Consider the following 25270-nt stretch of genomic DNA (forward strand, 5'->3'; position numbering starts at 1 on the left):
GACAAACCATTTCACAAGTCGGTAGCTGTCACATGGCTCACAGCTAAACTGAACAGGCCAAATTGACGGAAAGAGGACCACGACGTGACGGTGGAGCAGCGGCCGACGGCGCCGGTCGGCGGCCTGCGCGAGCTGAAGAAGCAGCGCACCCGTGACGCGCTGCTGCGCGTCGCCCTGGAGCTCTTCACCACCAAGGGGTACGAGCAGACGACCGTGGACGAGATCGCCGACGCGGTCGACGTCTCCCAGCGCACCTTCTTCCGCTACTTCGCGAACAAGGAGGCCGTCGTCTTCGCGGCGCAGGACACGGTGGAGTCCCACTTCGTGGACGCGCTGCGCCAACGCCCGCCCGCCGAGGGCCCGTTCACCGCGATGCGCCGGGCGACGCTGTCGGCCTGGGACACCATCGACGAGCTCCTGTCCCCCGTCGTGCCGGTAGCCCTCTACATGCGGACGTACCAGGTGATCGAGTCGACCCCGGCGCTGCTCGCGGTCCATCTGCGCCGCTCGGCGGAGCTGGAGGAGCACATCGCGCGGCTGATCGCCGAGCGCGAGGGCCTCGACATCGACACCGATCCGCGCCCCCGGGTCGCCGTGGCGGCCTTCACCGGAGTGATGCGGGTGGCGGGCGGACTGTGGGGTCAGGGCGAGGACCCCAGCGTGGCGGCGATCCGCGAGCTGACCGCCGCCCATCTCGATCACCTCGGCCCCGCCCTGGCCGACGACTGGCGCGGCTGAGCGGCCGGCGGACATACGGAGCGTGAAGTCGTACGGAGCGCGAGGACGGGGGAACGCGCTGACCTACGGAGCGTGCGCCCGCGCGCGCTCTTGGTGAGACCACTCCTGATCCAAACGTGATCTGAGTCACTGTCAGCCCAGTGGACCTCCCGGGTCTCCTACTGTGGTCAGCAGTGACTTCCTTCGACTCCTCCCCCACCCTGAACGCATGGCGTGCGCTGCTCGCGCTCGCCGTGGTGTTCGTGATGCTCGCGACCTCCGGCTGGACGGCGATCCGCGGCCACGCGGGCGACTCCGCACCCCGCGCCGCGGCCCTCGCCGCCTGGGCGCGGGGCACGATAGACGGCCACGCGCTGCCGAAGCCGGACGCCGGTGCGCACCAGCTCGGCCTGTTCTTCGGCTCGCTCGGCCAGGCCGAGCAGAACGAGCTCGCCGACCGCTATCCGCTGGTCGTCGGCAATCTGAACGGCGCCCCCGTACCGCTGCGCTACCGGGCCAACCGGGTCGCGCTCGCCGAGGCGCGCACGGTCGAGCAGAAGCGCATGGTCGACAGCAGGCTCTCCGCCGACGGCCGCCAGGACGCGGGCCGCCGGATGCACCGGTTCGACTCGCTGCTCGCCGACGGCCGCCAGATCCTCGCCTTCGACCCCTCCGACAGCGGCCGGGTCGCGGAGGTCTTCGGCGACCTGGACCACGCCCAGCGGGTCTCGGTCATCGTCCCCGGAGTCGATACGGACGTCTTGACGTTCGAGAAGAGCAACCGCAAGAACAGCGCCCCGGTCGGCATGGCGCAGTCGCTGTACGACGCCGAGCACGCGGCCGCACCCGGCACCCGTACCGCCGTGATCGCCTGGGCCGACTACACCGCGCCGGCCGGTCTCGGCATCGACGCGGCCGTCGGCAAAATGGCCGAGGACGGTGCGGTGCGGCTCGCCGCCCTGGTGCGCGCGCTGCCCGGCAGCACCCCCGTCGAGCTCTTCTGCCACAGCTACGGCTCCGTGGTGTGCGGGGTCTCGACGCGTGAACTGCCGCCCCGGGTCACCGACATCGCGGTGGCCGGCAGCCCCGGCATGCGGGTGGGCAGCGCCGCCCAGCTGGACACCCCGGCGCGGGTCTGGTCGATGCGGGACAAGGACGACTGGATCCAGGACGTGCCCTACCTGGACGTCGCGGGCCTCGGCCACGGCGCCGACCCGGTCTCCCCGGCCTTCGGCGCCCGGGTCCTCTCGGCCGCCGGAGCCGTCGGCCACCCCGGCTATTTCGAGCCGGGCACCCAGAGCCTCGCCAACTTCGCCGCGATCGGAGTTGGCGCATACCAGTCGGTCGTCTGCGCATCCGACGACAACAGCTGCGGCAGCGGAATTTTCGACCGGTCGGCGGCTTGACGGGCGAGCCCACGGGCTGACACGCGTAGACGCCGCGCGATCGCCGGAACGGTGGCGCGGCGGCGGGGTTTTCTCCGAGGGGGGACGCGCGGGCGTGCGCCGCCTACGATGAGGCGCATGGGTGATGTGCTGGCCGGAATTCATGCCACCTGGGAGTTCGCGTCCGACTCCGTGCTCATCCGCTTCGAACGGGGGATCCGCGCGCCGAAGCTCTTCCAGGCGCTGCGCGAACGGCGCATCCCCCACGAGGCGTTGGAGTCGGTCGCGCTGACCCCGGGCAAACGCGGCACGATGGTGCTGCACGCGGTGCCGAGACCGGGCGCCGACCCTCTGATGGAGGCCGCGGCGGGCCAGTTGAAGGAGGCCTGCGACCCCTACCGCCTGGTGCTGCCGGCGGAGCGCGGGACGCTCGCCGAGTACTACGCGGACGAGCTGCGCGGCGCTCTGGTGCCGGGCGCCTCCCGGCCCGCCGACCGGCATCTGGTGGCGGCGCCCGAGCCGCCCCTGAACTTCAAGGCGTACGACGGCAAGGCAGCCTTCGACGGCCGGCAGGTCACCTTCCGCTGGTTCTGGACGGGCGCCTCCTCCGAGAAGTGGAAGGCCGGCGACCAGACCTTCCCGGTGGCGGCGCTGAGCGGGGTCGAGTGGCGCTCCCCCGATGTCTTCGACGGCCATCTGCGGCTGCTGCGCCGCGAGCCCGACGGGTTCCCCGGCCAGGCCGACCGCGACCCGGCGGCCGTGGTCTTCGGCCTCGGCTACGGCCCGGTGCACGAGTCGCTGCCGTTCGCGGCGGCGGTCCTCGCGGCGGTACGCGGCGGGGGCGGCCCCGCGATCCCCCACCAGACGGTCCCGGTCCCGGCGGGGCGGCGCGATCCCGCCGACATCGCGGAAAGGATCCGCCACCTCGGGGAGCTGCACCGGGCCGGTCTCGTCACCGACGACGAGTTCAGCGCCAAGAAGGCGGAGCTGCTGGCCGAGCTGTAGGCGGGGTCACTCCGCGGACCCCGTACCAGGGTGTGGCAGCGGCGTGGCACCCCGGTATGACGCGCGGGCGGGCCGATCCTTCCCAGGGGGTGTCCGGTGGGTCAGGGTCGGACAGGGCGCGGCGGCTGGTGCGGTGCATCGCAAGGCGCCGGAGCGGCCTGAGTGGGGGTCCCCCCTGGCCCTTGAGGCCTTGGGGGAGGAGCTATCGGGACGTTTCGGCAACGCGGCGAGGTGCCGTGCCAGGCGCCGCGCCCCCGGCCATGACCCACCGGACACCCCCTAGGCTGGCCGGGTCATGAAGATCGCACCTCTCTTCCGCCGCGCGCCCGCCCTGCTGCGGCCCCCCGCCGAATCCGCGCGGCCCCTGTTCGCTCGGGCGCCCAAGCGCTGGCAGCGGTGGAGTCCGTACGTCGTCACCGGGATCTTCGTGGTGATCCTGATGCCGGCCGGCATCGCCGTCCTCACCAACGACTACAAGGCGGGCGGCGGCTGGGCCGGGGCGCTGGGGGTGGTCCAGACCGTGCCCCTGCTGCTCGCCGTGACCCGGCCCGTGCGGGCCTGGCTGATCATCCTCGGCGCCGACGTCCTCGGCGCGATCCTGCTGATCCACGCGGACACCGCCGGGCGCCCCTGGCCGTGGACCCCGACGGTGGTCGTCGGCTATCTGGTCCTCATGGCCTGCCTCGGGCTGCGCGAGAAGACCCGCACCCTGATCGCGGTGTGGCTGGTGACGGGCGCAGCCAGTGTCGTGCTCGGCGTCTCCACACCCGCCGGCGCCACCAGCACCCACGTCCTGCTGTTCGTCCTGGCGGGCGTGATGCTGGCCCTCACGGGCGCGCTGCGCAGCCGCGGCGAGGCCGAGCGGCTGCTCGCCGAGCAGGAGACCATCAGCGAGGCAGAACGCGCCCAGCGGACCCTCCTGGAGGAACGCGCCCGGATCGCCCGCGAGTTGCACGACGTGGTGGCCCACCACATGTCGGTGATCACGGTGCAGGCCGACTCGGCGCCGTACCGGCTGACCGGGCTCGACGACGCGGCCCGCGGGGAGTTCGAGTCCATCGCGTCGAGCGCCCGGGAGTCGCTGAGCGAGATGCGGCGGCTGCTCGCGGTGCTGCGCAGCGAGGGCGGCGAGGAGGGTGTCGAGCGCGCGCCCCAGCCCGGCGTCGACCGGCTCCAGCAGCTGGTGGAGGCGACGGTACGGGCCGGACTGCCCGCCCGGCTCTCGCTGGCCGCGGAGCTGCCCGCGCTGCCGCCCGCGGTGGACCTGTCGGCGTACCGGATCGTGCAGGAGGCGCTCGCCAACGTCGTACGGCATGCGCCGGGCGCCACGACCCGCGTCTCCGTCACGTGCGAGGACCGGTATCTGACGGTGCTCGTCGTCAACGGCCCGGCGGCGGGCCGCACTTCGCCGCTGGAGGGCTCCGGGACCGGGCACGGGCTCGTCGGGATGCGCGAGCGCGTACGGTTGACCGGCGGGCATCTCGACACCGGGCCGCTGCCCGACGGCGGCTTCCGGGTCGCGGCCCGCCTCCCGCTCGACCCTCCCTCCGTACCGGACTCCCTTCCCGAGGACGCCAGTTGACCATCCGCGTGATCATCGTTGACGACCAGGCCATGGTGCGCGCGGGGTTCGCCGCCCTGCTCTCGGCGCAGGCCGACATCGACGTGGTGGGCGAGGCGCCGGACGGCCGCCAGGGGGTGCAGGTGGCCCGCTCCGCCCACCCGGACGTGGTCCTCATGGACGTCCGGATGCCCGAGATGGACGGGCTCGCCGCGGCCCGCGAGATCCTGGACCCGCCCGCGGGCGTCGTCCACCGCCCGAAGGTCCTGATGCTGACGACCTTCGACGTGGACGACTACGTGTACGAGGCGCTGCGCGCCGGGGCGTCCGGGTTCCTGCTCAAGGACGCGCCGCCGGCCGACCTCATCGCGGCGGTGCGGATCGTCGCCTCGGGCGAGGCGCTGCTCGCCCCGTCCGTGACGCGCCGCCTCATCGCCGACTTCGCCAGGCAGCGGCCCACGCCGCGCAAGGGGACGGCGGCGCTGCGGCTGAACGGGCTGACGCCGCGGGAGACGGAGGTCCTTGAGCTGATCGCCCGGGGTCTGTCGAACCAGGAGATCGCCGACCATTTGGTGCTGGCGGAGCAGACTGTCAAGACGCACATCGGCCGTGTGCTGGCCAAGCTGGATCTCAGGGACCGGGCGCAGGCGGTGATCTTCGCGTACGAGGCGGGTGTGGTGCGGCCCGGGGACGCGGGGTAATTCTCCCCGCCCCGCCCCTTCCCGAGGGGCTTGATTTTCGCCGGCCAGGATTGGCTTCGGCCCAGCTCCGCCGCGAAACCCTCCCCCACCCCCTACCCAGGTACCACTCCCCACCCAACCCCCCAGTCCGACGCCCCGGCCCCCACCGCCTTCCTACCTTCCTCCTCGTCAAGGAACGGCGAAGGAAGGGAGTCGGGGCATGCGTCGGTTCGGGAGGGCGGTTGTCGCTGCCGCACTGGTGGGGGCGGTCGTCGCGGGGACGGCGGGGTGGGCGGCGGCCGACGCTCAGCAGGCCGTCACCGGGCCGCCGCCCGGCGCCGCCGCCTGGCGGGCCGACACCGCGCTCGGGCGCCCGCTGCCCGACCCGGCGACCGCGACACCCCGCGACGTCGCCCTGTTCTTCGCCGGGTTGAGCGAGCCCGAGCAGCAGACACTGGCCCGCCGCCACCCCCAGACCGTGGGGAACCTGGACGGCGCCCCCGTACACCTGCGGTACGAGGCGAACCGGCTCGCCATCTCCGCCACGCACAACGAGCGGTACGCGCGGCTCGCCGACCCCGGGCGGCAGATCCTCGCGTTCGATCCGCGAGGTCGCGGTCAAGTGGCCGAGGTTTACGGGGAGTTGGACCGAGCCGCGCATGTGTCCGTCGTCGTCCCCGGCTCCGACATCGACGCCGGGACCTTCGACCGCACGAACGACCGGTACGGCACCCCCGCCGGAATGGCCGCCTCGCTGCGGACCGCGACCCACGGCGCCACCGCCGTGATCGCCTGGGCCGGCTACACCACCCCGGTCGGGGTCGGGATCGACGCGGCCACCGGGAAGCTCGCCGAGGCGGGGGCCGAGCGGCTGACGCGTCTCACCGAGGGGCTCGACGCCGTCGGCGCGCCCGACCCGGTGCTGTTCTGCCACAGCTACGGATCCGTGGTGTGCGGGCTCGCGGCCAAGGACACCGACGCCTCGGACATCGTGGCGCTCGGCTCCCCCGGCATGCGCGCCGACACCGCCACCGACCTGCACACCGGCGCCCGGGTGTGGGCCGCCAAGGACCCCTCGGACTGGATCGACGACGTACCGCACATCGAGTTCGCGGGTCTCGGCCACGGTGCCGACCCCACCGACCCGGCGTTCGGCGCCCGCCGGGTGCCCGCCGCCGACGCCCAGGGCCACACCGGCTACTTCGCCCCCGGCACCGAGTCCCTCAAGGCCTTCGCCGCCATCGCGACGGGAGATGTGGGGTGAGTGCGCTGACCGAGGCCGTCGCGGACATCGAGCGGCGCACCCCCGCCCACCGCGACCGCGCCATCGACGGGCTGCGCGCCCTCGCGCTGCTCGCCGTGCCGACCGGGCACTGGCTGCTCGGCGGGTTCACCCGCGACAGCGGGGGCGCGCTGCACAACGCGAGCCCGCTCTCCGCGTTCGCGGGCTTCGCGCCGGCCAGCTGGATCCTCCAGATGCTCGGCATCTTCTTCCTGGTCGGCGGCTATGCCTCGGTGCTGTCCTTCAACCGCCGCAAGGGGTCGGCGGCCCAGTGGCTGAGGGGGCGGATCGCGCGGCTCGGGCGGCCCGTGCTCGGTGTCACCGCCGTCTGGGCCGCCATGATCCCGGTGCTGCACGCCCTCGGGGTGCCCGGCGACACCCTGCGCACCGGATCGACGCTGGTGATCCAGCCGCTCTGGTTCGTCGGGGTGTACGCGGCCGTCACCGCGCTCACCCCGTACTGCGTACGCGCCGCCCGCAGGCTGGGGGGCTGGGCCGCGGCCCCGCTGCTCGGCTCGGTCGCCGTCGTCGACTTCCTGCGTTACGGACCGTACGCCGACGCCATGCCGTCCTGGCTCTCGCTGATCAACCTCCTGCCGGGCTGGCTGTTCGCGTACCAACTCGGCGTCTGCTGGGGCGAGAAGAGGATCGGGAGGCGCGGCGGACGGCTGCTGCTCGCGGGCGGGTCGCTGCTCTTCGCCGCGCTGCTCGTCGTCTTCCACTACCCGGCGTCGATGGTCGGCGTGCCGGGTACGGCCCGTACCAACTCGCATCCGCCGTCGCTGCTCGTCCTCGCACTCGCCGCGGCCCAGTCGGGCGCCGCGATCCTGCTGCACGACAGGATCACCAACTGGCTGAAGGAGCCGGCCCGTTGGGCGCCAGTGATGGTCATCAACCTGTCCGCGATGACCATCCTGTGCTGGCACCAGACGGCGCTGCTCGCGGCGGCCGTGCCCGCTTCCCTCGCCGGCCGCGTGCCGGGGCTGACCACCGCGCCCGACACCCTGGCGTGGATCGGTGAACGGCTCGCGTGGATGCCGGTGTTCGCGGTGCTGCTCGCGGTCATCGCCCGTTACGCACGCGGCTTCGAGGCGCCCTGGGCGAAGGCGACGAAGGCCCGCCGGGCAGCGGCGGGGCTGCTCTCGGCGGGCTTCGCGGTGTTCGCTCTGGGCCTGGCGTGACCTACTGCTCGCGGGCCGCCGAGGTGGACGACATGTCCGGGTAGCGGTCGCCGGCCACCTGACCCGCGATCGGCTCCAGGAGCGCCAGCTCCTCGGCGCTCAGCGTGATGCGGGTCGCCCCGGTGTTCTCCAGGAGGCGGCTGCGCTTGCGGGTGCCGGGGATCGGCACGACGGTCAGGCCGTGCACCTGGGCCCGCTGCTGCACCCAGGCGAGCGCGATCTGCGCGGTCGTCGCGCCGTGCGCCGCGGCGATCTTGTGGAGGGGTTCGAGCAGGGCCGCGTTGGCCACCGCGTTGTCACCGGTGAAGCGCGGCTGGAACTTGCGGAAGTCCGTACCGGACAGCTCCTTGCTCGCGTCGGCGAACGCGCCGGTGAGGAAGCCGCGGCCGAGCGGCGAGTACGGCACGAAGGTCACGCCGAGTTCGGCGGCGGCCGGCACGGCGCTGCGCTCGACGTCACGGCTGAAGACCGACCACTCCGACTGGAGGGCGGCGATCGGGTGCACGGCGTACGCCTCGCGCAGCTCGGCGCCGGTCACCTCGCTCAGCCCCAGGTACTTGACCTTGCCCTCCTGGACCAGCTCGGCCATCGCGCCGACGGACTCGGCCAGCGGCACCTGGGGGTCGCGGCGGTGCATGTAGTACAGGTCGATGACGTCGATGCCCAGGCGGCGCAGGCTCGCCTCGACGGCCTTCTTGATGTACACGGGCGAGTTGTTGATGCCCCGGTACTGCGGGTCCTCCGCGCGGCGCTCGATGGCGAACTTGGTGGCCAGGGTCACCTCGTCGCGGTGGGCGGCGAGGAACGGGGCGAGGAACTCCTCGTTGGCTCCGGAGCCGTACACATCGGCGGTGTCGATGAGGCTGACGCCCGCTTCGAGGGTGGCCTCCAGGGTGTCGCGGGCCGCGGTCTGGTCGGTGTCGCCGTAGAACTCGCTGATGCCCATGGCGCCGAAGCCCTGGACGCCGATCCGCGGGCCTTCGTTGCCGAGCCGTACCGTGCTGATCTTCTCAACGGGGCTGCTGCTCATGGGTGTTCAGACCCTTTCCGACGCCATGCGGGCGTCCGCTTCCGACGCCTTGCGGGCGTCCGCGTAGAAGTCGATCTTGTAGTCGAGTACGGCGAGCGTGTCCTGGAGCTCCGCCATGCGCGCTATGACATCGCGCCGGGTCTGCTCCAGGAGCTCCTGGCGGGCCTCGACGGTGTGCTGCCCCTCGCGGACGAGTTCGGCGTACCGGACCATGTCGGCGACCGGCATTCCGGTCAGCCGCAGCTTGCCGACGAAGGCCAGCCAGTCCAGGTCCTTGTTGCTGAACCGCCGCTGGCCGGTGTGCGAGCGGTCCACGTGCGGCATCAGGCCGATCCGCTCGTACCAGCGAAGGGTGTGCGCGGTGAGTCCGGAACGCGCCACGACCTCGCTGATCGTGTAGCGGTCCTGCCCGTCGGGGCGCGGGTGGGTCGGCCGCGTCGAGCAGTCGTGCGCCGCCTGCCGCACCGCGGCCGGAGTGTCTGCGATCACCGTCATGACCACCACGCTAGAACCTTGGAGTGCACTCCAAGCAAGTGATATCCGGTACGTCTTGCTGCACTCGGCCGAGCAGAGACCGGCCCGGCGGCGTCCGAGCACCCGGCGCGGCCCGCCCGGAGCACCCTTTAGGCTCGTACGCATGGAGAGCCTGCGGATCATCGAGAACTGGCCAGTGCCGACCGCCGCGGCGGCAGTCGTACGGGCCGACGGAACGCTTGCCGGCACGCACGGGCCGGTGTCCCACCGGTTCCCGCTGGCCTCCGTCACCAAGCCGCTCACCGCCTACGCGGCCCTCGTCGCGTACGAGGAGGGGGCGATCGAGCTCGACGAGCCGGCCGGGCCCGCGGGCGCCACGGTCCGGCACCTGCTCGCGCACACCTCGGGGCTCGCCTTCGACGAGCACCGGGTGACGGCGCCGCCCGGCGAGCGCCGGCTGTACTCCAACGCGGGGTTCGAGGTGCTCGGCGACCACATCGCGAAGCAGTCGGGCATCCCCTTCGCCGACTACCTCCGCCAGGCGGTGTTCGAGCCGCTCGGCATGGCGGACAGCGGCCTCGAAGGCTCCCCCGCCAAGGACGGCGTGTCGAGCGTCGAGGACCTCGTGAGGTTCGCGGCGGAGGTGCAGGCGCCGCAGCTATTGCATCCGGCCACGGTCGCCGAGGCGATGCAGGTGCAGTACCCGGGCCTCAAGGGCGTGCTGCCCGGCTACGGTCACCAGAACCCCAACGACTGGGGCCTCGGCTTCGAGATCCGCAGCGCCAAGTCCCCGCACTGGACGGGCAGTTCGTCCTCGCCGCGCACCTTCGGCCACTTCGGCCAGTCCGGTACGTTCCTGTGGATCGACCCGGACGCGGGCCTGGCCTGCGTGGCCCTGACGGACCGCGCGTTCGGCCCCTGGGCGGCCGAGGCCTGGCCCGCGTTCACGGACGCGGTGCTCGCCGAGTTCACCCGGCGCTGAACTCCCAGAGCAGGACCTCTGCGGCCTCGTCCGCGGTCAGCTCAAGGCCCGGCGCACCGGTGATCCGCGCCGAGTCGCCGGCCGCCAGCTCCTCCTTGGCCAGACGCACCCGGCCGCGTACGACATGGACGTACACCGCGGGCGCGTCCGGGACCTCGGCGCGCTCGCCGGGCGCGAGACGGCGGGCGTGGAGCAGGGCGCCCGCGGAGCGCACCGCGTAGGGCGTGGAGTCCGCGATGCCGCGGACGATCTCGTACCCGGGCTCGCCGCCCGGCTGCGCGGGCGCCAGCCACATCTGGAGGAAGACCAGCGGAGCCGCGCCCTCGTTGCGCTCCTCGTGCCGGACGCCGGCCGCCGAGCTGAGGCACTGCACGTCACCGGGGCGCACCACCGTGGTGCGGCCCGCCGAGTCGCGGTGGGTGAGCTCGCCCTCGACGACCCAGGTGACGATCTCGGTATGGCTGTGCGGATGCTCGTCGAAGCCCGCGCCGGGTGCGAGCCGCTCCTCGTTGCAGGCGAGGACCGCACCGAAGCGGAGGTTGTCGGGCTCGTAGAACCGGCCGAAGGAGAAGGCGTGCAGGGATTCGATACCGGCGTCCGGTTCCCCACCGGGGTAACGCTCGTCGCCGCGCCTGACTGAAATCACGTCGTCCACCGTAGACCTAGCGGCAAATGGGGGGTGGGAGAAGGAGCGGGGCTGGGGTGCGTGCATCGCAAGGCGGAGGAGGGAGTCGATGCGATGGGGGTCCCCCCTGCTCGTCAAGAGCTCGGGGGAATCGGCGAGTGACGACAACGCGGCGAGGTGCGTGCCCCAGCCCCGCGTCGCCGCCCCCCATTTGCCGCTAGGTCTCACCCCGGCCCGGCGGGCGGGCGTCCTGATAAGGCAGTCTTGTCCCCGTGCCAGCACCCGATCCCGTACAGCCCGCGAAGAATGCCCATCCGCATGCCGCGACCCTGAAGCGTCTTGAGCAGTCCTCGGGGCGGCTCGCCGCGAACGCCATCGCCCGCATGGACGAGACGCTGCCGTGGTACCGGGCGATGCCGCCGGAGAACCGGTCCTGGATCGGTCTGGTCGCCCAGGCCGGTATCGCGGCCTTCACCGAGTGGTTCCGGCACCCCGAGACGCCGCAGGCCATCTCGACCGACGTCTTCGGCACGGCCCCGCGCGAGCTGACCCGGGCCATCACATTGCGCCAGACCGTGGAGATGGTGCGGACCACCATCGAGGTCATGGAGACCGCGATCGAGGAGGTCGCGGCCCCGGGCGACGAGTCGATCCTGCGCGAGGCACTGCTCGTGTACGCCCGGGAGATCGCCTTCGCGACCGCCCAGGTGTACGCGCAGGCCGCCGAGGCGCGCGGCGCCTGGGACGCCCGGCTCGAATCGCTCGTCGTCAACGCGGTGCTGTCCGGCGAGGCCGACGAGGGGGCCGTGTCCCGGGCCGCGGCCCTTGGCTGGAATTCGCCGGAGCACGTGTGTGTCGTGCTCGGTACGGCGCCGGACGGCGACAGCGAGCTGACCGTGGAGGCGATCCGGCGGGCCGCCCGGCACGCCAAGCTCCAGGTGCTCACCGGGGTGCTCGGCGACCGCCTCGTGGTCATCGCGGGCGGCAGCGACAACCCGCTGCAGGTGGCGAAGGGTCTGATCGGGCCGTACGCGGCGGGCCCCGTCGTCGCGGGCCCCATCGTCCCCGACCTGCTGGCCGCGACCCGCTCCGCGCAGGCCGCCGCGGCCGGCCTGAAGGCGTGTTCGGCCTGGCAGGACGCGCCCCGGCCGGTTCTGGCGGACGATCTGCTGCCGGAGCGGGCGATCGCCTCGGATCCCGCCGCGCGCGAGCAGCTGGTGGAGGAGATCTACAGACCGCTGGAGGAGGCCGGCTCCGCGCTCCTGGAAACCTTGAGTGTCTACCTGGAGCAGGCGAGCAGTCTGGAAGGCGCGGCCCGGATGTTGTTCGTTCACCCCAATACCGTTCGCTACCGGCTCCGACGTGTGACGGACGTCACCGGATGGTCACCCTCCGATGTACGCTCCGCGTTCACGCTGAGGATCGCGCTGATCCTGGGGCGCCTGGCCGACGCAGATTCGCAGTCCTAGACTTTTGTCGGACACCCACAATTCCCCCGACGGTTCTTCGTCCCTGTCCTCACGGGCGTGCGGAGCCGTCCACAAGAGAGAGTGTGAGAGTGCTCGTACTCGTCGCTCCCGGCCAAGGCGCTCAGACGCCCGGCTTCCTGACCCCCTGGCTCGATCTCCCCGGCGCCGCCGACCGGCTCGCCGCGTGGTCCGACGCCATCGGTCTTGATCTCGTCCACTACGGCACACAGGCGGACGCCGACGCGATCCGCGACACCGCCGTGGCCCAGCCCCTGCTGGTCGCCGCGGGCCTGCTGTCCGCCTCCGCCCTGGGTGACGTCGTGCCCGGCGCGGTCGCCGGGCACAGCGTCGGAGAGATCACCGCCACCGCCTTCGCGGGCGTCCTCTCCGAGGAGGCCGCGCTCGGTTTCGTCCGCAAGCGGGGCCTGGGCATGGCCGAGGCCGCGGCCGTCACGCCGACCGGCATGGCCGCCCTGCTCGGCGGTGAGCCGGAGGTCGTCCTGCCGCACCTGGAGAAGCTCGGGCTCACCCCCGCGAACGTGAACGGCGCGGGCCAGATCGTGGCCGCCGGCACCGCCGAGCAGCTCGCCGCCCTGGAGGCCGACAAGCCCGAGGGCGTGCGCCGCGTGGTGGCCCTCAAGGTGGCCGGCGCCTTCCACACGCACCACATGGCCCCGGCCGTGGCGGCGTTGGAGGAGGCGGCGAAGTCCCTCGACATCGCCGACCCGAAGTTCACGTACGTCTCGAACGCCGACGGCAGGGCCGTCGCGACGGGCGAGGAGATCGTGGCGCGGCTCGTCAACCAGGTCTCGAATCCGGTCCGTTGGGACCTGTGCATGGAAACCTTCAAGGAGCTGGGCGCGACGGCCGTGGTCGAGCTGTGTCCGGGCGGCACCCTGACCGGGCTCGCCAAGCGCGCGCTGCCGGGCGTCAAGACCGTCGCCCTGAAGACCCCCGCCGACCTCGACGCGGCTCGCGCGCTCATCGCCGAGCATGCATCCGCCTAAGGAGCCGAGCCCCATGTCGAAGATCAGGCCCAGCAAGGGCGCCCCGTACGCGCGCATCATGGGCGTGGGCGGCTACCGTCCCGTGCGCGTGGTGCCCAACGAGGTGATCCTCGAAACGATCGACTCCTCCGACGAGTGGATCCGCTCGCGCTCGGGCATCGCGACCCGTCACTGGGCCTCCGCCGAGGAGACCGTGGCCGCGATGTCGATCGAGGCCTCCGGCAAGGCGATCGCGAACGCCGGCATCTCCGCCGACCAGATCGGCGGTGTGATCGTCTCCACCGTCTCGCACTTCAAGCAGACCCCGGCCGTCGCCACCGAGATCGCCGACAAGCTGGGCACGAACCGTGCCGCGGCCTTCGACATCTCGGCCGGCTGCGCGGGCTTCGGCTACGGTCTGACCCTCGCCAAGGGCATGATCGTCGAGGGTTCCGCCCAGTACGTCCTGGTCATCGGCGTGGAGCGGCTGAGCGACCTGACCGACCTGGAGGACCGCGCGACGGCCTTCCTGTTCGGCGACGGCGCGGGCGCCGTGGTCGTCGGCCCCTGCGAGGAACCGGCCATCGGCCCCACCATCTGGGGTTCGGAGGGCGACAAGTCCGAGACCATCAAGCAGACCGTGCCGTGGACGGAGTACGACAGCTCCACGGGCAAGTTCCCCACGATCACGCAGGAGGGCCAGGCGGTGTTCCGCTGGGCCGTGTTCGAGATGGCGAAGGTCGCCCAGCAGGCGCTGGACGCGGCCGGAATCACCGCGGACGACCTGGACGTCTTCATTCCGCACCAGGCCAATATGCGGATCATCGACTCGATGGTGAAGACTCTCAAACTGCCGGAGCACGTCACGGTCGCGCGTGACGTGGAAACCACCGGCAACACCTCGGCCGCCTCGATCCCGCTCGCAATGGAGCGGCTCCTGGCGACCGGACAGGCGAAGAGCGGCGACACCGCGCTCGTCATCGGCTTCGGGGCGGGTCTCGTGTACGCCGCGACGGTCGTTACCCTCCCCTAGGCACTCCGGATCTTCCGGAAGCCCGTAAATCGAAGCATTAACACCGAAGGAGCGCCAACATGGCCGCCACGCAGGAGCAGATCGTCGAGGGCCTCGCCGAGATCGTCAACGAGATCGCTGGTATCCCGGTCGAGGACGTCAAGCTGGACAAGTCCTTCACCGACGACCTGGACGTCGACTCGCTGTCCATGGTCGAGGTCGTCGTCGCCGCCGAAGAGCGCTTCGACGTCAAGATCCCGGACGAGGACGTCAAGAACCTCAAGACCGTTGGCGACGCCGCCGACTACATCCTGAAGCACCAGGCCTGATTCAGGACCTGAATTCGGTCTGCCACCCAGCGGTGGCGCCGCTGATTCACGCCCCTTACACACGTGGAGAAATTTCCTGTGAGCTCGACCAATCGCACCGTGGTCGTCACCGGTATCGGCGCAACCACACCGCTGGGTGGCGACTCGGCCTCGACCTGGGAAGGTCTGCTGGCGGGACGCTCCGGTGTCCGCCGTCTAGAGGACGAGCGCTTTGCCGAACTGCCGGTACGGATCGCCGCCGTGGCGGCGGTCGACCCCGGCGAGGTGCTGCCCCGCCCGCTGGCCCGCAAGCTGGACCGCTCGGCGCAGTTCGCGCTGATCGCGGCCAAGGAGGCCTGGGCCGACGCGGGTTTCACCGCCCCCGCGGGCGATGACACCGGTGTCACCCCGGAGCGCCTGGGCACGGTCATCGCGTCGGGCATCGGCGGTGTCACCACCCTGCTCGACCAGTACGACGTGCTGAAGGAGAAGGGCGTACGCCGGGTCTCCCCGCACACCGTGCCGATGCTCATGCCGAACGGCCCCTCGGCCAACGTCGGCCTTGAGGTGAACGCCCGCGCGGGCGTCCACACCCCCGTCTCCGCGTGCGCCTCGGGTGCCGAGGCCATCGGGTACGCCGTCGAGATGATCCGCACCGGCCGCGCCGATGTCGTGGTCGCCGGCGGTACCGAGGCGGCCATCCACCCGCTGCCCATCGCGGCGTTCGCCAACATGATGGCTATGTCCAAGAACAACGACCACCCCGAGCAGGCCTCGCGCCCGTACGACAAGGCCCGGGACGGCTTCGTCCTCGGCGAGGGCGCCGGCGTCGTCGTCCTGGAGTCGGCCGAGCACGCGGCCAAGCGCGGTGCGCGGGTCTACTGCGAGGTCCTCGGCCAGGGCCTGTCGGCCGACAGCCACCACATCGCGCAGCCCGAGCCGACCGGCCGGGGTGTGGCCGCCGCGGTACAGAACCTGCTCGAATCGACGGACCTGAAGCCGTCCGAGGTGGTCCACCTCAACGCGCACGCGACGTCGACCCCGCAGGGCGACATCGCCGAGATCAAGGCGCTGCGCAAGGTCCTCGGCGACGACCTGGACCATGTGGCGATCTCCGCCACGAAGTCGATGACCGGCCACCTCCTCGGCGGCGCGGGCGGCATCGAGACCGTCGCCACGGTGCTGGCCCTGTACCACCGCACGGCCCCGCCGACCATCAACATCGACGACCTCGACGACGCGGTCGACCCGGCCCTGGTGAGCAGCGAGCCCCGCAAGCTCCCCGAGGGTTCGATCTCCGCGATCAACAACTCGTTCGGCTTCGGCGGCCACAACGTGGTGCTGGCGTTCCGCTCGGTCTGAGTACGCAGCTGAAAGGGCCCCCACCTGCGGGTGGGGGCCCTTTCGCGTACGTACGCGGCTCAGACGACCTGGTGCAGCCAGCGGACCGGGGCGCCCTCGCCCGCGTAGCGGAAGGGCTCCAGCTCGTCGTCCCAGGGCTTGCCGAGCAGCTTGGCGATCTCGGCCTCCAGGTCGGTCTCGCCCTGGACGGAACGGGCCAGGGCCGCGCGCAGCCGGTCCTCCGGGATCAGGATGTCGCCGTGGATTCCGGTGACGGCGTGGTAGATGCCGAGGGTGGGGGTGGCGCTGTAGCGCTCGCCCTCCGCGGTGGCGCAGGGCTCGGCCGTGACCTCGAAGCGCAGCAGGTGCCAGCCGCGCAGCGCGGAGGCCAGCTTGGAGGCGGTGCCCGGTTCGCCCCGCCAGGAGAACTCGGCTCTCCAGGTGCCGGGCGAGGCCGGCTGGCGGATCCAGTCGAGCTGGACGCGCACCCCCAGGACGCCGCCCACCGCCCATTCGACGTGCGGGCAGAGCGCGCGCGGGGCGGAGTGGACGTACAGAACTCCACGTGTCGTCACCGGGACCTCCAGTGCGGTTCGAGGTTCGCCTTCCCCAGCGGCCTCGCGCCCCTGCCGTTCCCGGTCAGGACAGCACCTGACATTCTGCCCCTGGGTTCAACAGTAAACAGCATCGGGAGCTAATCTCCTGAAATGGGACAGTATGTGACGTGATGTAATTTACCGGAGTCGTCTGGCGTGGTTCCTCTGGCTGGACGGGCCAAAGCTACCGCGCGGAGCAGTGCCAAGGGTGTCGTAATGTCGGTCGGAGCGCCTTCGAACACCAAGCTTTCACTCGCGAGGACGCCGCAGCGCCATACGACCGCCGCACGACCGCCGCACGGAGGGGGACCCGGGATGCCGGACAGCTGCCGGAGCCGTCGCGCCCGCGCCACCGCCGCCCTCCTCGCGGCGGCGGCCCTCGCCGTCACCGCGGGCTGCCAGTCCGGCGGCGGCCACCCCGACGCGCACGCGTCGGCCGCCGCGAAGCCCTCGCCGAGCCCCACCCCGGTCTGGGACCGCAGCCCGAAGTCGGTCGCCGCGGTGGGCGACTCCATCACCCGCGGTTTCGACGCCTGTACGGTGCTCGCCGACTGCCCGGAGGTCTCCTGGTCGACCGGCAGCGACACCGCGGTCGACTCGCTCGCGGTCCGGCTGCTCGGCCCGGCGGCCCCCGGGCACAGCTGGAACTTCGCGAAGACGGGCGCCAGGATGGCCGATCTGCCGGCCCAGATGGGCCGGGCCGGGGCGCAGCGGCCGGGCCTGGTCACCGTGATGGCCGGGGCGAACGACGCCTGCCGCGACGACGTGTCGGACATGACACCGGTGGCCGCCTTCCGCGCGGACTTCGAGGCGGCGCTGCGGCAGTTGCGCACCGTGTCCCCGAAGTCGCAGGTGTACGTGACGAGCGTGCCCGATCTGAAGCGGCTCTGGTCGACCGGGCGGGGCAGTCTGCTGGGCAAGGAGATCTGGAAGCTGGGCATCTGCCAGTCGATGCTGGCCGACGCCGACGACCTGGGCACGGCCGCGACCGAACGGCGCTCGGCGGTGTACGAACGGGTCGTGGCGTACAACGAGGCCCTGAAGGACGTGTGCGCCAAGGACCGCGCCTGCCGTTATGACGGCGGCGCGGTCTTCGACTACGACTTCGGCGGCGACCAGCTGAGCCACTGGGACTGGTTCCACCCCAGCAAGAACGGCCAGAGCCGGCTCGCGGAGATCGCCTACGGCAAGGTGACGGCGCCCCAGTAGCTCAGACCTCCAGGGTTGCGGTCAGGCGGACGTCGGTCAGGCAGTGGCAGGCGCGGACCTCGTACTGTCCGGGGACGAACTGCCACCCGCCGGTCTGCTCGTCCCAGATCTCGAACGCCCGCCTGCGCAGCGGGATTTCGACCTCCACCGGCGCTCCGGCCGCGGCCTCGACGGAGGCGAACCCGGCCAGCCAGCGCCGCGGCCGCTCCACCGGGTCTGCGACCGGGGCCAGATAGATCTGGACGGTCTCGCGGCCCGTGCGCGCACCCGTGTTGCGGACGCGGACCGTGGCGTGCGCGGGGGTCACCTCCAGGGACTCGTACTCCCAGCTCGTGTAGCCGAGCCCGTGCCCGAAGGGGTACGCGGGGGTCGCTCCGGCCTTGTCGTAGGCGCGGTAGCCGATGAACAGGCCTTCTGTGTACGGGAGTTGGCCGCCGGTCGGGCGGACCTCGGTGACCGGGGCGGTGGCGAGGTCCGTCGGCCAGGTGGTGGGGAGCCGGCCGCCGGGTTCGGCGTGGCCGAGCAGGACGTCGGCGAGGGCGGCGCCGCCCTCCTGGCCGGGGAACCAGCTCAGGAGCACGGCCGCGACGTCCTCGCGCCACGGAAGTTCCACCGGTGCCCCGGCGTTGACGACCACGACGGTATGGGGGTTGACGGCGGCGACGGCGCGCACGAGGTCGTCCTGGCGGCCGGGCAGGCGCAGATCGCGGCGGTCGAAGCCCTCGGACTCGACGCGGTCGGTGGTGGCGACCACCACCACGGCGAGTTCGGCGGACCGGGCGGTCTCGACGGCCTCGGCGATCAGCTCGTCGGGGTCGCGCCGCGGGCCGAGGTGGGTGAGCGAGAACATCACGGCCGCGAGCGGGGCACCGGCCGCCCTGAGCACGGGGTGCAGCAGGGACACCTCGACCGGTACGCCCTCGGTGAGGTGGGCGCGGCCGCGTTCGGCGGGGGCGCCGAAGAACGCCTCGAACGGGTCGGAGGCGTCGCCCATCTCCTGGACGCCGTCCCAGAGGAGACGGCCGTCGAGGCAGAGCGTGAACGCGCCGATGCCCCGCGTGCCGAAGGTGTGCTCGCCGCTCTCGCGCGGGGTGAAGGTGCCGGTGACCTCGACGGAGTGCAGCGCCTCGTGGGTCACTCCGGCGGGCAGGTCGTCGCCGATCCACTGGACCTGGCCGCCCGGCAGCGATCCGGTGCCAAGGACGTTCCCCTCGGCGTCGCGGCAGATGGCGCGGAGCTCGAACCCCTCGCCGGCGGGGGCGGGTTCATCGCTCGGGTCGGCGCCGACCGCGTACCTCAGCGCGCCTTCGGGCAACGCGGCGGTGAGGCCGGCGAGCGGGGAGACGACGTGTTCCGGGAAGACGGTCGCGGCGCCGCCGCCCAGGACGCGGGCGTCGCGGGCGGCGGCGCCGACGAGGGCCACGGTGCGGACGCGGGACGGGTCGATGGGCAGGGCGGCGCATTCGTTTCGTGCTTCGTTCCGTACGAGGACGAAGGCGCGGCGGGCGATCTCGCGGGCCAGCGCCTGGCCGTCGACGGGCGCCGGGAGTTCGGTGACGGCGCCCGCCACACCGTCGAGGACGCCGACGCGGGCGGCGAGCCGCAGGACGTTGCGCACCGCGCCGTCCACGACGGACTCCTCGACGTCGCCCCTGCGGACGGCCGCGGCCAGCGCGTCGCCGTACACGGTCCTGGGGCCCGGCATCGCGATGTCGAGGCCGCCGAGGACGGCGCCGACGGTCGAGCGGGCGGCCGTCCAGTCGGAGACGACGGCTCCGTCGAAGCCCCACTCGCCGCGCAGCACCTCGTTCTGGAGGTGCTGGTGCTCGGTCATCGTGGCGCCGTTGACCTGGTTGTACGCGGCCATGATGCCCCAGGGGCGGGCGTTTTCGACGATGGCCTCGAAGGGGGCGAGGTAGAGCTCGCGCAGCGGGCGCGGGGCGATGACGTTGTCGACGGTGAAGCGGTCGGTCTCGGCGTCGTTGGCGACGAAGTGCTTGACGGTGGTGGCGACGCCGCCGCTCTGGACGCCGTTCACATAGCCGGAGCCGATCTCGCCGGTGAGGTGGGGGTCCTCGGAGTAGCACTCGAAGTGCCGGCCGCCGAGCGGTGAGCGGTGCAGGTTGACGGTCGGTGCGAGCAGCACGTGGACGCCCTTGCGGCGGGCCTCCTGGGCGAGCAACTCACCAGCGGTGAAAGCGAGTTCGGGGTCCCAGGTCGCGGCGAGCGCGGTCGGCGAGGGCAGCGCGACCGAGGGGTCCTCGGCGGTCCAGCGGACCCCGCGGACCCCGATCGGCCCGTCGGACATCACAAGCGACCTCAGCCCGATCTCCGCCAGCGCGGGCAGCGACCACATGTCCTGCCCGCCGAGCAGCCGGGCCTTCGCCTCCAGATCGAGCTTTCCGAGGGCCGTTTCGACGGCCTCGCTGTGGTCGGGGGTGGGAACGGGTGCACCAGCCACGGCCGTACCTCCTCGTTGAAGTCCACTGGGGGCTCCATGGTGACCCGGCCACCGGGGCGCGTCCCCAGGGCCTGTCCGGTGGATCCCGCCTGGGCCGCGGTACGGCCCGGACGTCCCATAAGTCCCTCTGTTCACAGGCGGGTTCGTTGCGAATACTGGGCCACCCCGACCCCGACGGAAGGATCTCCGGTGCGACGACGTGTACGGGTGGCGCGGCTCGGCTGGGCACTCGCGGCCATGACGTTCTGCACACTGCTCGGCCCCACGCCGGCACAGGCCGCGGCCCCGCCCCAGGCGCCCACCGTGGAGGAGCAGCGCCTGGACCAGGCGGTACCGCAGGAGATCCTGGCGCGCAGCGGATTCGCCGACGTGGCACCGGAGTTCACCCGTGAGCTGGCGGGCGTACGGTCCTACGGCGCGGCCCAGCGGCTCGTCGTGCGCGAGGGGACGCGGCTGTGGCGGCGGGCGGTGGACCGGGTGCAGGGCCGCGGCCCGGCGGGCGGCGACCTGAGCCGCGACGACGACCGCCCGCTGTACTGGGCCCGGCTCGGCCTGATGCGTGAACTGCGGCTCTGGCAGCCGGAGTTCAGCCTGTCCGAGGCGGGCCGCGCGGCGCTCCTGGACCGCCTGGAGCAGACGTCGCGGGGCCAGACCAGCGTCAACTATCCGAAGGGCAGGGGCTTCAAGCGGATCCTGCTGACCGGCTTCGACCCGTTCACGCTGGACCGCGACATACGGATCAGCAACCCCTCGGGGGCGACCGCGCTGGCCCTGGACGGCACCTGGATCCGCACCGCGGACGGGCAGCTCGCGCGGATCGAGACCGTGACGTTCCCGGTGCGCTGGCAGGACTTCGCGGACGGGGCGGTCGAACGGGCCCTGGCGCCGGTGCTGCCGAAGGTGGACCTCTTCACGACGGTGAGCCAGGGCCGCGTCGGCCGCATCGACGTCGAACGGTTCAACGGGGCCTGGCGGGGCGGCTTCCCCGACAACGACAACGTGTCGCGGACCGAGCGGGTCCCGGTGAGCGACCCCGCGACACAGCCGCAGTGGACCACGACGACCTTGCCGTACAAGGACATCGTGGCGGCCGACACCGGTCGCTTCCCGGTGTACGACCACACCTCGGTCACCGAGATCCCGGCCGGGGCGACGGAGCCGGTGGACCGCCCCGACGGGCCGACCCCCGGTTCCACCGCCCGCGCCGGGGGCGGCGGCGACTACCTCTCCAACGAGATCGCCTACCGGGCCACACTGCTCCGCGACCGCCTGGGCCTGAGCATTCCGGGCGGCCATGTGCACACCCCGGTCCTGGAGTTCGGTCCGGGCAACACCGATCCGGCGACGGGATCGGTGACGGACCCGGTCTTCGTCCGCAACCGTCTGGACATCGTGGCCCAGATGAGGGCGATCGTGGGGGTGGCCGCCGAATAGGGACCCCAGCGGGCCCGCACGCTACAACTGCGCGCGGGCCCAGGGGAGTTCAGGCCCGGCGTACGCGGCCGCGCAGGCCGAGCAGTACGTCCACGGCCAGGAACGCGAGCAGGCTGATCCCGAGGAGCGGGACGAACCAGCCGACCAGCGCGGCCGGCGCCGCGAGGCCGAGCAGCACCGGTACCGGGACCTTGCGCCAGGCGCCGCGCGGCTGCGGGCGGCCGACACCGAAGGCGCTCCCCTTGGTGGGCCTGCGCTGCCACCACATGCGGTAGCCCCACACGATCAGCGCCATCAGCGCCACGGCGAGCGCCGCGAGCGCGAGCTGGTTGGCGAGGCCGAGGAAGAGGCCCATGTGCGCGTCGATGCCGAAGCGGGTCAGCTTCGCGAGGAGCGGATAGTCGGAGAAGCGCAGCACGTCCATGACCCGGCCGTCGGCGGGGTCGATGGCGACCGAGTCGAGGTGCACGGGGAACTCGCTGTCCCGCTCGCGCACCACGAAGCCCTTGCCCTGGCTCGGCAGGCTGATCTGGATGCTCGCCCGCACGCCCTGGGCGCGGGCGGTCTCGGCCACCTGGTCGAGGCTGAGCGTGGAGGGCGCGGCGGGCGGCATCACCATGCCCTCGTGGTGCTCGTGGCCGCCCCCGCCCGCGCCGCCCGAGGTGGCCGCCGCGACGGTGGGGGTGGCGCCGCCGACGCGGTCCTTCAGCTCGGCGATGTTCTCGCCCGCGTACCGCGACCAGGTGAGGCCGGTGGCGGAGAGCAGCACCAGGCCGACCGCCGCCCACAGCCCGACCGAGCCGTGCCAGGACAGGGTGCGACGGCGGCCGGTGGCACCGCGCTCGGGCCGCAGCAGCCGGGTCCGCCTGCGCCGGCCGACCCAGAGCAGGACGCCGCCGAGGGCGACCACCCACAGCCAACTGGCCGCGAGCTCGCTGTAGTTGCGGCCGAATTCACCGAGCTTGAGGTCGGCGTGGAAGGAGGACAGCCAGCTGCGCAGCGGCAGGGCGCCGGAGCTTCCGGTGCTGGGGAGCGCGCCGCGTACCTCGTTGGTGTACGGGTTCACGAACACGGCGAGGGACTCGTCCGCGCCGAGGCCCGGGGCCTTCATCAGGACGCGGGTGGTGGCGCCCTTCTCGGGCGAGGGCCAGACGGCGGTCACCTCGCCCTCGGGGTGCGCGGCCTTCGCGGCGGCGACCTGGGCGGTGAGCGGCTGCGCGGTGTCGCCCGCGGGGACCCGCAGTTCGTGCCGGTACACGACGTTCTCGGCCTGGAAGGACAGGGCGTAGAGCAGTCCGGTGGCGGCGGCGACGAAGAGCAGCGGGGCGATCAGCACCCCCGCGTAGAAGTGCAGCCGCAGGACGAGGGGCCGCAGTCCGGCCCAGATCGAGGGCCGTTGGGTGGCGGGTGGTGCGGGGGCGGCGGTGGGCGCGGCTCCCCGCACCGGGGTGTCGGCGGACATGGTGATCCTCACGATGGGCGTGGGCATGGGTGAAGGGACCCCTGGCCACGCCGGCGCCGGATCAGGCGAGGGCGGGTCGGCCGGGGGCCGTGGCTCGGGTGGCTCCCCGGCCCGGCGGCCCCCGACGGATGAAGGCATGGCTGTGCACCGCACCGCGCAGCCTCGGGCGCGGGCGGGTGTGCGGGCGCGGCCGGCGCGCGGGCCGTGGCAGCGCGGGTGCGCAGGTCCGTACGAGAGCGAGGGCCCTGCGCAGCGGTTGTGCGGCGAGCACCCCGAGCGCGCCGACGGCCCGCGCGAGCCGGAAGGCGGCGGCCTCGCCGCGCCACAGCCAGATGCCGCAGACGAACGCGGCGAGAAGGTGTGCGGCGAGCATGCCGCCGGACATGGTGTGCGCGGCGGCGTCCATGGCCATGGAGTGCGCATGGCTCGCGGCGCCCGGCATATCGGGCATGGCACGGGTGTCGGGCGCGCCCGGCATGAGGTGGGCGTACCGCGCGCCGCAGGTCATCGTCGGCATGGGCATCGGGGCCGACGAGTCCGCCATGCCGGGCATCGCGGACATCGCATGGCCGCCGCTCGGGCCCGACGCGTCCGCCGTTCCCGGCATCCCGGCCATCGGCTGGGTCCGGGCGAAGAGGAAGTGCAGGGCGCCCTGTGCGGCGACCTGGCCGCCCGCGATGGCGGCGACCCCGCGCTGCCGTCCGGCCGCGCACCAGGCCGGCACTCCCGTCGCGGCGAACGCGACGAGCAGCACCGGCAGCGGAATGTCATGGCCGGACATGGACGAATGCCCCACCGCGGCCAATGCCACGCACAACGCCGCGAACATCGCGGCCCGCAGGGTGCGCAGCGGCGACCGGGCATTCGTCATGACGGCCAGATCATGCCATTTGCCGCCGTCGGCCCGATGCGCGGGGGTCGGCCCGAGGCCCGGCACAGCTGGTCACCGCCTCCACCCCGATGAGCGCCCACGGCACGAAGAGGCGGGGCACCTCGACGGTGGTGCGCGGCGCGGCGCCGGAGAACGGGCAGTTGTCGCGCGCGGTCTGCGACGCGGCGATCGCTCAGCAGCGCGCGAACCGGTCGAGCGCCGCCTGGGCCGCCCCGCTCATTCCGGGGTGGCCCAGGCCGTGGCCGGCGTCATCGATCACGGCGAGTTCGCAGTCCGGCCAGCGAGCGGCGAGCGCACGGGCGGGGTCGGGCGGCGAGCTGATGTCCTGCGCGCCGGTGATGAGCACACCGGGAATTCCCGCCAACTCGGCCGCTCCGTCCACGAGTTGACCGTCCTCCAGCCAGGCGGCGTGCCGCCAGTAGTGGGTGACGAGCCGGGCGAAGGTCATCCGGAAGGCGGGGTCGGCGTACCGCGAGTCGCCGAAGTCCTCGGCGAGCGGGGACCCCGGCTCCCGTACGTGCGTGTCCTCCCAGCGGCACCAGTTCCGGGCGGCCTCCTCGCGCACGGCCGGATCGGGGTCGGCGAGCAGCCGGGCGTACGCGTCGACCAGGCGCTCGCCCTCGCGGGGCCGGGCGGCGTCGCGGAAGGCGGCCCACGCGTCGGGGAAGTGGACCCGGACGCCCTCGGTGATCCACTCCACTTCGGCGCGGCCGGTCGTCACGACCGAGAAGAGGACGACCTCACTGACCCGCTCCGGGTGCGCCTGCGCGTACGCCAGACCGAGCGTGGAGCCCCAAGAGCCGCCGTACACAAGCCACTTGGCGATGCCGAGGTGCGCGCGCAGCCGTTCCATGTCGGCGATCAGGTGCTGGGTGGTGTTGGTGGCGAGGCCGGTCGCCGGGTCGCTGACCGACGGCGTGGACCGGCCGCAGCCGCGCTGGTCGAAGAGGACGACGCGGTAGCGGGCCGGGTCGAAGTGGCGGCGCCAGGACGGGCCCGCGCCGGAGCCGGGCCCGCCGTGCAGCGCGACGGCGGGCTTTCCGTCGGGGTTTCCGCAGACTTCCCAGTAGACGTGGTTGCCGTCACCGGTGTCGAGCATGCCGTGGTCGTACGGGGCGGTCCCGGGAAAGGTCATGGGGACCAGCATGGCAAAGGGCCGCGCCCGCCGGGGCGCGGCC

23 protein-coding genes are annotated in these 25270 nt (G+C 72.7%); 15 read left to right on the forward strand and 8 right to left on the reverse strand.

Annotated elements, in window-relative coordinates; translation table 11 throughout:
- The first annotated feature begins 84 nt into the window (after positions 1-84).
- The 7 genes from ACIQ8J_RS02995 (at position 85) to ACIQ8J_RS03025 (ending at position 7811) form a co-directional block, all read left to right on the forward strand.
- Positions 85-738, forward strand: a complete 654-nt coding sequence (locus ACIQ8J_RS02995; protein WP_403264154.1) for a TetR family transcriptional regulator — start codon at positions 85-87, stop codon at positions 736-738.
- Positions 739-911: 173 nt separating this feature from the next.
- On the forward strand, positions 912-2123 hold the full coding sequence (locus ACIQ8J_RS03000) for an alpha/beta hydrolase (RefSeq protein WP_403264155.1): 1212 nt from the start codon (positions 912-914) through the stop codon (positions 2121-2123).
- 117 nt (positions 2124-2240) lie between these two features.
- Positions 2241-3107 carry a DUF4429 domain-containing protein gene (locus tag ACIQ8J_RS03005; RefSeq protein WP_403264157.1) on the forward strand — a complete coding sequence of 289 codons (867 nt, stop codon included), beginning with the start codon at positions 2241-2243 and terminating at the stop codon, positions 3105-3107.
- Between the two features lie 295 nt (positions 3108-3402).
- Positions 3403-4689 carry a sensor histidine kinase gene (locus tag ACIQ8J_RS03010; protein ID WP_403264158.1) on the forward strand — a complete coding sequence of 429 codons (1287 nt, stop codon included), beginning with the start codon at positions 3403-3405 and terminating at the stop codon, positions 4687-4689.
- Positions 4686-5369 (forward strand): response regulator, encoded by a 684-nt coding sequence (locus tag ACIQ8J_RS03015; RefSeq protein ID WP_403264159.1) that lies wholly within the window; start codon positions 4686-4688, stop codon positions 5367-5369. Before ACIQ8J_RS03010 ends, ACIQ8J_RS03015 begins: the two co-directional genes overlap by 4 nt.
- A 199-nt stretch (positions 5370-5568) precedes the next feature.
- The gene (locus ACIQ8J_RS03020) at positions 5569-6612 is read left to right on the forward strand and encodes an alpha/beta hydrolase (RefSeq protein ID WP_403264161.1); all 1044 of its coding nucleotides are present in this window, start codon (positions 5569-5571) and stop codon (positions 6610-6612) included.
- Between the two features lie 5 nt (positions 6613-6617).
- The gene (locus ACIQ8J_RS03025) at positions 6618-7811 is read left to right on the forward strand and encodes an acyltransferase (protein ID WP_403265192.1); all 1194 of its coding nucleotides are present in this window, start codon (positions 6618-6620) and stop codon (positions 7809-7811) included.
- A gap of 1 nt (position 7812) precedes the next feature.
- Here ACIQ8J_RS03025 and ACIQ8J_RS03030 read toward each other — a convergent pair whose 3' ends face one another.
- Complete coding sequence (locus tag ACIQ8J_RS03030) at positions 7813-8841, reverse strand: aldo/keto reductase (protein ID WP_403264163.1); 1029 nt, start codon at positions 8839-8841, stop codon at positions 7813-7815.
- A gap of 6 nt (positions 8842-8847) precedes the next feature.
- Positions 8848-9336 (reverse strand): MerR family transcriptional regulator, encoded by a 489-nt coding sequence (locus ACIQ8J_RS03035; RefSeq protein WP_403264164.1) that lies wholly within the window; start codon positions 9334-9336, stop codon positions 8848-8850.
- 142 nt (positions 9337-9478) lie between these two features.
- Between ACIQ8J_RS03035 and ACIQ8J_RS03040 the strand changes: the two genes are divergently transcribed.
- Complete coding sequence (locus ACIQ8J_RS03040) at positions 9479-10297, forward strand: serine hydrolase domain-containing protein (RefSeq protein ID WP_403264166.1); 819 nt, start codon at positions 9479-9481, stop codon at positions 10295-10297.
- Here ACIQ8J_RS03040 and ACIQ8J_RS03045 read toward each other — a convergent pair.
- Positions 10284-10943: a pirin family protein gene (locus tag ACIQ8J_RS03045; RefSeq protein ID WP_403264168.1), complete on the reverse strand. Its 660-nt coding sequence runs from the start codon at positions 10941-10943 to the stop codon at positions 10284-10286. The genes ACIQ8J_RS03040 and ACIQ8J_RS03045 overlap by 14 nt on opposite strands.
- A 251-nt stretch (positions 10944-11194) precedes the next feature.
- On the opposite strand from ACIQ8J_RS03045, the gene ACIQ8J_RS03050 reads away from it, so the two are divergent.
- The 5 genes from ACIQ8J_RS03050 (at position 11195) to fabF (ending at position 16059) form a co-directional block, all read left to right on the forward strand.
- Positions 11195-12391, forward strand: a complete 1197-nt coding sequence (locus ACIQ8J_RS03050; protein ID WP_403264169.1) for a PucR family transcriptional regulator — start codon at positions 11195-11197, stop codon at positions 12389-12391.
- 89 nt (positions 12392-12480) lie between these two features.
- The gene (locus ACIQ8J_RS03055) at positions 12481-13398 is read left to right on the forward strand and encodes an ACP S-malonyltransferase (RefSeq protein WP_403264171.1); all 918 of its coding nucleotides are present in this window, start codon (positions 12481-12483) and stop codon (positions 13396-13398) included.
- 13 nt (positions 13399-13411) lie between these two features.
- Positions 13412-14410: a ketoacyl-ACP synthase III gene (locus ACIQ8J_RS03060; protein ID WP_403264172.1), complete on the forward strand. Its 999-nt coding sequence runs from the start codon at positions 13412-13414 to the stop codon at positions 14408-14410.
- 59 nt (positions 14411-14469) lie between these two features.
- The gene (locus tag ACIQ8J_RS03065; RefSeq protein WP_403264174.1) at positions 14470-14718 is read left to right on the forward strand and encodes an acyl carrier protein; all 249 of its coding nucleotides are present in this window, start codon (positions 14470-14472) and stop codon (positions 14716-14718) included.
- Positions 14719-14796: 78 nt separating this feature from the next.
- The gene (fabF, locus tag ACIQ8J_RS03070) at positions 14797-16059 is read left to right on the forward strand and encodes a beta-ketoacyl-ACP synthase II (protein WP_403264176.1); all 1263 of its coding nucleotides are present in this window, start codon (positions 14797-14799) and stop codon (positions 16057-16059) included.
- A gap of 59 nt (positions 16060-16118) precedes the next feature.
- Here fabF and ACIQ8J_RS03075 read toward each other — a convergent pair whose 3' ends face one another.
- On the reverse strand, positions 16119-16613 hold the full coding sequence (locus tag ACIQ8J_RS03075; protein WP_403264178.1) for a DUF3145 domain-containing protein: 495 nt from the start codon (positions 16611-16613) through the stop codon (positions 16119-16121).
- 336 nt (positions 16614-16949) lie between these two features.
- Here ACIQ8J_RS03075 and ACIQ8J_RS03080 point away from each other — a divergent pair, with 336 nt between their 5' ends.
- Positions 16950-17843 (forward strand): SGNH/GDSL hydrolase family protein, encoded by an 894-nt coding sequence (locus tag ACIQ8J_RS03080; RefSeq protein WP_403264179.1) that lies wholly within the window; start codon positions 16950-16952, stop codon positions 17841-17843.
- Between the two features lies 1 nt (position 17844).
- Here the strand turns inward: ACIQ8J_RS03080 and ACIQ8J_RS03085 are convergent, their stop codons facing one another.
- Complete coding sequence (locus ACIQ8J_RS03085) at positions 17845-20304, reverse strand: glycoside hydrolase family 3 protein (RefSeq protein WP_403264181.1); 2460 nt, start codon at positions 20302-20304, stop codon at positions 17845-17847.
- A 237-nt stretch (positions 20305-20541) separates the two neighbouring features.
- On the opposite strand from ACIQ8J_RS03085, the gene ACIQ8J_RS03090 reads away from it, so the two are divergent.
- Positions 20542-21738 carry a pyroglutamyl peptidase gene (locus tag ACIQ8J_RS03090; RefSeq protein WP_403265195.1) on the forward strand — a complete coding sequence of 399 codons (1197 nt, stop codon included), beginning with the start codon at positions 20542-20544 and terminating at the stop codon, positions 21736-21738.
- A 49-nt stretch (positions 21739-21787) separates the two neighbouring features.
- Here the strand turns inward: ACIQ8J_RS03090 and ACIQ8J_RS03095 are convergent, their stop codons facing one another.
- The 3 genes from ACIQ8J_RS03095 to pip all read right to left on the reverse strand — a co-directional run bounded on the left by ACIQ8J_RS03095 (position 21788) and on the right by pip (position 25227).
- Positions 21788-23227 (reverse strand): PepSY-associated TM helix domain-containing protein, encoded by a 1440-nt coding sequence (locus ACIQ8J_RS03095; RefSeq protein WP_403264182.1) that lies wholly within the window; start codon positions 23225-23227, stop codon positions 21788-21790.
- Positions 23228-23261: 34 nt separating this feature from the next.
- Positions 23262-24071 carry a hypothetical protein gene (locus ACIQ8J_RS03100; protein ID WP_403264183.1) on the reverse strand — a complete coding sequence of 270 codons (810 nt, stop codon included), beginning with the start codon at positions 24069-24071 and terminating at the stop codon, positions 23262-23264.
- Between the two features lie 193 nt (positions 24072-24264).
- Positions 24265-25227 carry a prolyl aminopeptidase gene (pip, locus tag ACIQ8J_RS03105; protein WP_403264185.1) on the reverse strand — a complete coding sequence of 321 codons (963 nt, stop codon included), beginning with the start codon at positions 25225-25227 and terminating at the stop codon, positions 24265-24267.
- Between the last annotated feature and the right edge of the window lie 43 nt (positions 25228-25270).

The organism is Streptomyces sp. NPDC094147, from assembly GCF_044764265.1.
Lineage (GTDB): Bacteria > Actinomycetota > Actinomycetes > Streptomycetales > Streptomycetaceae > Streptomyces.